4 protein-coding genes are annotated in these 7,322 nt (G+C 69.7%); 3 read left to right on the top strand and 1 reads right to left on the bottom strand.

The window, feature by feature from the left end:
* The first annotated feature begins 169 nt into the window (after nucleotides 1-169).
* From metH to E4099_RS25890, 3 genes are all read left to right on the top strand, one after another.
* Nucleotides 170-3,706, top strand: coding sequence for a methionine synthase (gene metH, locus E4099_RS25900; RefSeq protein ID WP_167828480.1), 3,537 nt, complete (start codon nucleotides 170-172; stop codon nucleotides 3,704-3,706).
* 182 nt (nucleotides 3,707-3,888) lie between these two features.
* Nucleotides 3,889-4,632: an HAD family hydrolase gene (locus E4099_RS25895; protein ID WP_135341532.1), complete on the top strand. Its 744-nt coding sequence runs from the start codon at nucleotides 3,889-3,891 to the stop codon at nucleotides 4,630-4,632.
* Between the two features lie 335 nt (nucleotides 4,633-4,967).
* Nucleotides 4,968-6,572, top strand: coding sequence for an ABC transporter substrate-binding protein (locus E4099_RS25890; RefSeq protein ID WP_135341531.1), 1,605 nt, complete (start codon nucleotides 4,968-4,970; stop codon nucleotides 6,570-6,572).
* 57 nt (nucleotides 6,573-6,629) lie between these two features.
* On the opposite strand, the gene E4099_RS25885 is transcribed toward E4099_RS25890, so the two are convergent.
* Nucleotides 6,630-7,301: a response regulator gene (locus E4099_RS25885; RefSeq protein ID WP_135341530.1), complete on the bottom strand. Its 672-nt coding sequence runs from the start codon at nucleotides 7,299-7,301 to the stop codon at nucleotides 6,630-6,632.
* Nucleotides 7,302-7,322: the final 21 nt, after the last annotated feature.

The raw sequence follows: 7,322 nt of genomic DNA, 5'->3' as shown, positions 1-7,322 counted from the left end.
GGAGATGGGTATAAGAGACAGGTCCGGGCGGGAGCCCCGGCCGGGTTTGCCTGTCCCGGGTGGTGGAACACCTGACCCACCGACCACCTCCGGAGGCTACGCTGACGAGGTGCGCCCTCCGACGGACGGGCGCAAAGCCGACAGCCGTCGCACCCCAGGGAGCATGCCCATGGCCTCGAACACGCCATCGTCCACCGCCCGCACCCGAATCGAAGCACTGCGCGAGGCGCTCGCCACCCGCGTGGTGGTGGCGGACGGCGCGATGGGCACCATGCTCCAGGCGCAGGAACCCTCCCTGGACGACTTCCAGCAGCTCGAGGGCTGCAACGAGATCCTCAACGTCACCCGCCCCGACATCGTGCGCTCGGTGCACGAGGCCTACTTCGCGGCCGGCGTGGACTGCGTGGAGACCAACACCTTCGGCGCCAACCACTCCGCGCTGGGCGAGTACGACATCCCGGACCGCGTCCAGGAGCTGTCCGAGGCCGGCGCCCGGATCGCCCGCCAGGTCGCCGACGAGTGGAGCGCGGACGGCCGGCAGCGCTGGGTGCTGGGCTCCATGGGCCCGGGCACCAAGCTGCCCACCCTCGGCCACGCCCCCTATCCCGTACTGCGCGACGCCTACCAGGCCAGCGCCGAGGGCCTGATCGCCGGCGGCGCGGACGCCCTGCTGGTGGAGACCACCCAGGACCTGCTGCAGACCAAGGCCGCCGTCCTCGGCGCCCGTCGCGCGCTGGTGACCGCCGGCCTCGACCTGCCGCTGATCTGCTCGGTCACCGTGGAGACCACCGGCACCATGCTGCTGGGCTCCGAGATCGGCGCCGCGCTGACCGCGCTGGAGCCGCTGGGCATCGACATGATCGGCCTGAACTGCGCCACCGGCCCGGCCGAGATGAGCGAGCACCTGCGCTACCTGGCACGGCACTCGCGGATCCCGCTGTCCTGCATGCCCAACGCCGGACTGCCGGTGCTCGGCAAGGACGGCGCGCACTACCCGCTGACCGCCCCCGAGCTGGCCGACGCCCAGGAGACCTTCGTCCGCGAGTACGGCCTCTCCCTGGTCGGCGGCTGCTGCGGCACCACCCCCGAGCACCTGCGGCAGGTCGTCGAGCGGGTCCGCGGACTCACCCCGAACCGCCCCGAGCCCCGCCCCGAGCCCGGCGCCGCCTCGCTCTACCAGGCCGTGCCGTTCCGCCAGGACACCTCCTACCTGGCGATCGGCGAGCGCACCAACGCCAACGGCTCCAAGAAGTTCCGCGAGGCCATGCTGGCCGGCCGCTGGGACGACTGCGTGGAGATGGCCCGCGATCAGATCCGCGAGGGCGCCCACCTGCTCGACCTGTGCGTGGACTACGTGGGCCGGGACGGCGTGGCCGACATGGAGGAGCTGGCCGGCCGCTTCGCCACCGCCTCCACCCTGCCCATCGTGCTGGACTCCACCGAGGTGGACGTCATCCGGGCCGGGCTGGAGAAGCTCGGCGGCCGGGCCGTGATCAACTCCGTCAACTACGAGGACGGCGCCGGCCCCGACTCCCGGTTCGCCAAGGTCACCCGGTTGGCCGTGGAGCACGGCGCCGCGCTGATGGCGCTCACCATCGACGAGCAGGGGCAGGCCCGTACCGCCGAGCACAAGGTCGCCATCGCCGAGCGGATCATCGACGACCTCACCGGCAACTGGGGCATCCGGGAATCGGACATCCTCATCGACTGCCTCACCTTCACCATCTGCACCGGGCAGGAGGAGTCCCGCAAGGACGGTGTCAACACCATCGAGGCCATCCGGGAACTCAAGCGCCGGCACCCGCGGGTGCAGACCACCCTGGGCCTGTCCAACATCTCCTTCGGCCTCAACCCGGCCGCCCGCATCGTGCTCAACTCCGTCTTCCTGGACGAGTGCGTCAAGGCCGGCCTGGACTCCGCCATCGTGCACGCCTCCAAGATCCTGCCGATCGCCCGACTGGAGGAGGAGCAGGTCCAGGTCGCACTGGACCTGATCTACGACCGGCGGCGCCCCGCCCAGGGCGACGAACCGGCCTACGACCCGCTGCAGCGGCTGCTGGAGCTGTTCGAGGGCGTCGACACCAGGTCCATGAAGGCGTCCAAGTCCGAGGAACTCCTCGCCCTGCCGCTGGAGGAGCGCCTCAAGCGGCGCATCATCGACGGCGAGCGCAACGGGCTGGAGGCCGACCTGGACACCGCCCTCGGGGAGCGTCCGGCCCTGGACATCGTCAACGACACCCTGCTGGACGGCATGAAGGTGGTCGGCGAGCTGTTCGGCTCCGGCCAGATGCAGCTCCCCTTCGTCCTCCAGTCGGCCGAGGTGATGAAGGCCGCGGTGGCCTACCTGGAACCGCACATGGAGAAGAGCGAGGACAGCGCGGGCACCGGCAAGGGCACCATCGTGCTCGCCACGGTCCGCGGCGATGTGCACGACATCGGCAAGAACCTCGTGGACATCATCCTCTCCAACAACGGCTACAACGTGGTCAACCTGGGCATCAAGCAGCCGGTCTCGGCCATCCTCGAGGCCGCCGAGGAGCACCGGGCCGATGTGATCGGCATGTCCGGCCTGCTGGTGAAGTCCACGGTGATCATGAAGGAGAACCTCGAGGAGCTGAACCAGCGCAAGCTGGCCGCGCGCTACCCGGTGATCCTCGGTGGCGCCGCCCTCACCCGTGCCTATGTCGAGCAGGATCTGCACGAGCTCTACGAGGGCGAGGTCCGGTACGCCCGGGACGCCTTCGAGGGGCTGCGGCTGATGGACGCGCTGATCGCGGTCAAGCGCGGGGTGCCGGGGGCCGCGCTGCCCGAGCTCAGGCAGCGCCGGGTCGCCCGGCGCGCCACCGTCCAGGTCGACGAGGCCGAGTCGGAGCAGGGCCAGGTGCGCTCCGACGTGGCCACCGACAACCCGGTGCCCACCCCGCCGTTCTGGGGGACCCGGATGGTCACCGGCATCCGGCAGGCCGACTACGCCCCGTGGCTGGACGAGGGGGCGCTGTTCAAGGGCCAGTGGGGGCTCAAGCAGGCCCGCAAGGGCGACGGACCCAGCTACGAGGAGCTGGTGGAGACCGAGGGACGGCCCCGGCTGCGCGCCTGGCTGGACCGGCTGCAGACCGAGAACCTGCTGGAGGCGGCCGCGGTCTACGGCTACTTCCGGTGCGTCTCCAAGGGCGACGACCTGGTGCTGCTGGGGGAGGACGGCAATGAGCTCACCCGCTTCACCTTCCCGCGCCAGCGCCGTGGCCGCCGGCTCTGCCTGGCCGACTTCTTCCGTCCCGAGGAGTCCGGCGAGACGGACGTGGTGGGTCTCCAGGTGGTCACCGTCGGTTCCCGGATCGGGGCGGCCACCGCCGAGTTGTTCGCGGCCGACTCCTACCGCGACTACCTGGAGCTGCACGGCCTGTCCGTCCAGCTCGCCGAGGCGCTGGCCGAGTACTGGCACGCCCGGGTCCGCGCGGAGCTGGGTTTCGCGGGCGAGGACCCGGCGGACATCACCGACATGTTCGACCTGAAGTACCGGGGCGCGCGGTTCTCCCTGGGCTACGGCGCCTGCCCCGAGCTGGCGGACCGGGCCAAGATCGCCACCCTGCTGGAGCCCGAGCGGATCGGGGTGCGGCTGTCCGAGGAGTTCCAGCTCCACCCGGAGCAGTCCACCGACGCGATCGTGCTGCACCACCCCGAGGCGAAGTACTTCAACGCGCGCTAGCGCCCCGACACCCGCCCCGGCACGGCCCCGGTCCCCGGACCGGGGCCGTGCCGGTGTCGGGGGAAATACGACGGGCGTCCGCGGTACGCCAGGCATACACTGGACGGCCCGGTGGAGGCCGGTCGCCCCCACGATCCGGACGGCGACCGGCCTCCGCGTCCCCCACCTCCGGAGGTGCACGGATGACCAGCAGCATCCCCGTCATCGGCTCGCTGGGCGACGACGGCCCGCTCTCCGGGCTGCGCCGGACCGCCGCGCCGGCCGGCGCCCCCGCCCTCGAGGCCGTGCTGCTGGACATGGACGGCACCCTGGTGGACACCGAGGGCCTGTGGTGGGACGCGGAGGTCGCGATCTTCGCCGAGCTCGGGCACGTCCTGGACGAGGAGCACCGCGCGGTGGTGGTGGGCGGTCCGATGACCCGCAGCGCCTCCTATCTGATCGAGGTGACCGGTGCGGACATCGCGCTCGCCGATCTCACCACGCTGCTGAACAGCCGCTTCACCGATCTGATCGATGGCAGTGTGCCGCTGCTGCCGGGTGCCCGGCGGCTGCTGACCGAGCTTGCCGCGCACGGGGTGCCGACCGCGCTGGTCTCCGCCTCGCACCGCCGGGTCATCGACCGCATCCTGCAGTCGGTCGGACCCGAGCACTTCCACCTGACGGTGGCCGGGGACGAGGTGGAGCGGACCAAGCCGCACCCCGACCCCTATCTCTTCGCGGCGTCGGGGCTGGGGGCCGACCCGGCGCGGTGCGTGGTCATCGAGGACACGGTGACCGGGGTGGCCGCCGCGGAGGCCGCCGGCTGCCCGGTGGTCGCGGTGCCCTCGGTGGTGCCCATCGAGCCCACCGCCGGCCGAACGGTCGTGGAGTCCCTGGAAGAGGTCGATCTCGCATTTCTCCGCGGCCTGATCACCGGAATGCACTGAACGAGCACCGAGCGTGCCGCGGTAATTCGCCCAGGGAATGCGTGCGGCGTATTCCTGTGATCTTTTAGACCATGGCCAAGTGACCTTTGTCACCATGCCTGGTGTCGACATGTCAGCTTCGATGTGCTTGGTGTTGTACGCGCGGAGAATTTCGGGCTCCTTTCTGTCCTGATTGGTCATGTAACGCGCAAAACACTCCGACGGTCGAATATCCGTCATCAAGCAGCTGTTATCGCAGCGTGATTTCTATTCAACTCCGGTCTGTTCCAGCATTACTGGCCCCGCCGACTAATCTCATCGCGAGCACGTGGAACGACCCAGGGAGACTCCCGACAATGAACCGCAAGACGTTGCTGCTGCCCGCCGCGGCAGGGCTGCTGACAACCGCACTCACCGGCTGCGGGAGTTCGGATGGTTCAGGGTCGGACGGAGCCGCCGTCGTGGTCGGCATCACCGACCACATCGAGGCCACGCCGTCGGCGCCCGCCCCGCTCGATCCGGCCCAGGCATACGACACCCCCTCCTGGACGGTGATGCACAACGCCTTCCAGACCCTGATGCGGCTGCCCCGCTCCGGTACCGAGCCGGTCCCGGACGCCGCCCAGAGCTGCGGCTTCCAGGACAAGCAGAGTGAGCAGTACCGCTGCACCCTGCGCCCCGGCCTGAAGTTCTCCAACGGCCACGATCTGACCGCCGCGGACGTCAAGTTCTCCTTGGACCGGGTGCGGAACATCAACTTCAAGAACGGCCCGGCCAGCCTGCTGTCCGGCATAGACAAGGTGGAGACGCCCTCCGAGCGGGTCGTCGTCATCCACCTCACCGCACCGGACGCCACCTTCCCGTCCAAGCTCACCACCCCGGCCACCGCCATCCTCGACAGCGAGGTCTACCAGGGCAAGGGCCTGTACAAGGGCTTCGAGACCGTGGGCTCGGGCCCGTACAGCATGGAGCCCGAGGTGAAGGACAACCGGCTGGTCAAGGCGGTCTTCACCCGCAACAAGAACTACCAGGGCACGCTCGAGCCGAAGAGCGACAAGGTCGAGATACGTTTCTTCGACGACTCCGAGGCACTGGAGGAGGCGCTCTCCGACGGCGAGGTGGGGGTCGTTCCCAAGGGGCTCAACGCCGACCAGATAGAGAGGCTGCAGGCCGGCGAGGTCAAGGGCATCCGGATCTCCGGGTCCGCCGGCCAGGCCATCCGCTACCTGGGCTTCAACACCGACGCCCCCGTGGTGCGCGACAAGGTGGTACGGCAGGCCATCGCGCACGTCGTGGACCGCCAGGCCCTGGTAAGGGACGCCTACAAGCGGACCGCCGACGCGCTCTACTCGATGGTCCCGACCGGTACCACCGCGCACATCAACTCGTTCTACAACAAGTACGGCGAGCCATCCATCCCCGCCGCTCGCCGACTGCTGCAGCACGCGGGTGTCCAGACCCCGGTGAAGCTGACCCTCGCCTACTCCTCGGACCACTACGGTCAGGCGACCACCAAGGAATTCACCTCGCTGCGTGACCAGCTGAACGGCAGCGGGCTGTTCCAGGCGGACATCAAGCGCGTCAAGTGGACCAGCTTCCGGCCCGCCGCCGCCGACGGCAAGTACGCCGTGTACGGCATGGGTTGGTCCCCGGACTTCCCGGACCCGGACAACTACGTCGCGCCGTTCGTCGGCAAGAAGAACTTCCTCAACTCCCCGTACCACAACAGCACCATCGAGGACCAGCTGATCCCGGCCACCCGGCAGAAGGCCCAGCGCTCGCTCGCGGCACGGGATTTCCAGCGCATCCAGGACCTGATCGCCGAAGACGTGCCGCTGCTGCCGCTGTGGCAGGGCAAGGAGTACGTGGCCTACCGGGACGGCGTCACCGGCACCGAGTACATCCGGGACTCCTCCTCGATGCTCCAGCTGTGGGAGCTGGGCCGGGGCGCCTCGGCCTGATCCGGTGCCACGTCCTCCGGTGCGCGTCGGCCGACCCGCACCGGAGGACGCCGGCCGCTACTGGGCGCCCGGCCGCACCAGACCGCTCTCGTACGCGTAGACCGCGGCCTGCACCCGGTCCCGCAGGCGCAATTTGGTCAGTACGTGCCCGACATGGGTCTTCACGGTCGTCTCGCTGACGAACAGTTCGGCCGCGATCTCCGCGTTGGACAGCCCCCGGGCCACCAGCTTGAGCACCTCGACCTCGCGGTCGGTCAGCGTGTGCAGAGTGTTCGGAACCGGCTCCTCACCCGACGGGAGGTGCCCGGCGTACTTGTCCAGCAGCCGCCGGGTGATGCTGGGCGCCAGCATCGCCTCACCGGCCGCCACCACCCGGATCGCCTGCACCAGCTCGTGCGCGGGAGCGTCCTTCAGCAGAAAGCCGCTGGCCCCGGCGCGCAGCGCCTCCACCACGTACTCGTCCAGGTCGAACGTGGTGAGCACCAGCACCTTCGCCGGGCCGTCCCGCCCCGGGCCGGTGATCTGCCGGGTGGCCTCGACGCCGTCCATCCGCGGCATCCGGATGTCCATCAGCACCACATCGGGCTGCAGCGCCCGCACCTGCTCCAAAGCCTGCAGACCGTCCCCGGCCTCCCCGACGACCGCGAGTTCCTGTTCGGCCTCCAGGATCATGCGGAATCCAGTGCGCAACAGCGGTTGGTCATCGACGAGCAGGACACGGATAGCCACGGAGGTCTCCTTCGCTAGACC

Source organism: Streptomyces palmae (genome assembly GCF_004684805.1).
Classification (GTDB): Bacteria; Actinomycetota; Actinomycetes; order Streptomycetales; family Streptomycetaceae; genus Streptomyces; species Streptomyces palmae.
This window is presented reverse-complemented; position numbering and strand designations above follow the sequence as displayed.

Coding starts and splice junctions, on each gene's coding strand:
- metH (WP_167828480.1), top strand. CDS start 170: ATGGCCTCGAACACGCCATCGTCCACCGCCCGCACCCGAATCGAAGCA.
- E4099_RS25895 (WP_135341532.1), top strand. CDS start 3,889: ATGACCAGCAGCATCCCCGTCATCGGCTCGCTGGGCGACGACGGCCCG.
- E4099_RS25890 (WP_135341531.1), top strand. CDS start 4,968: ATGAACCGCAAGACGTTGCTGCTGCCCGCCGCGGCAGGGCTGCTGACA.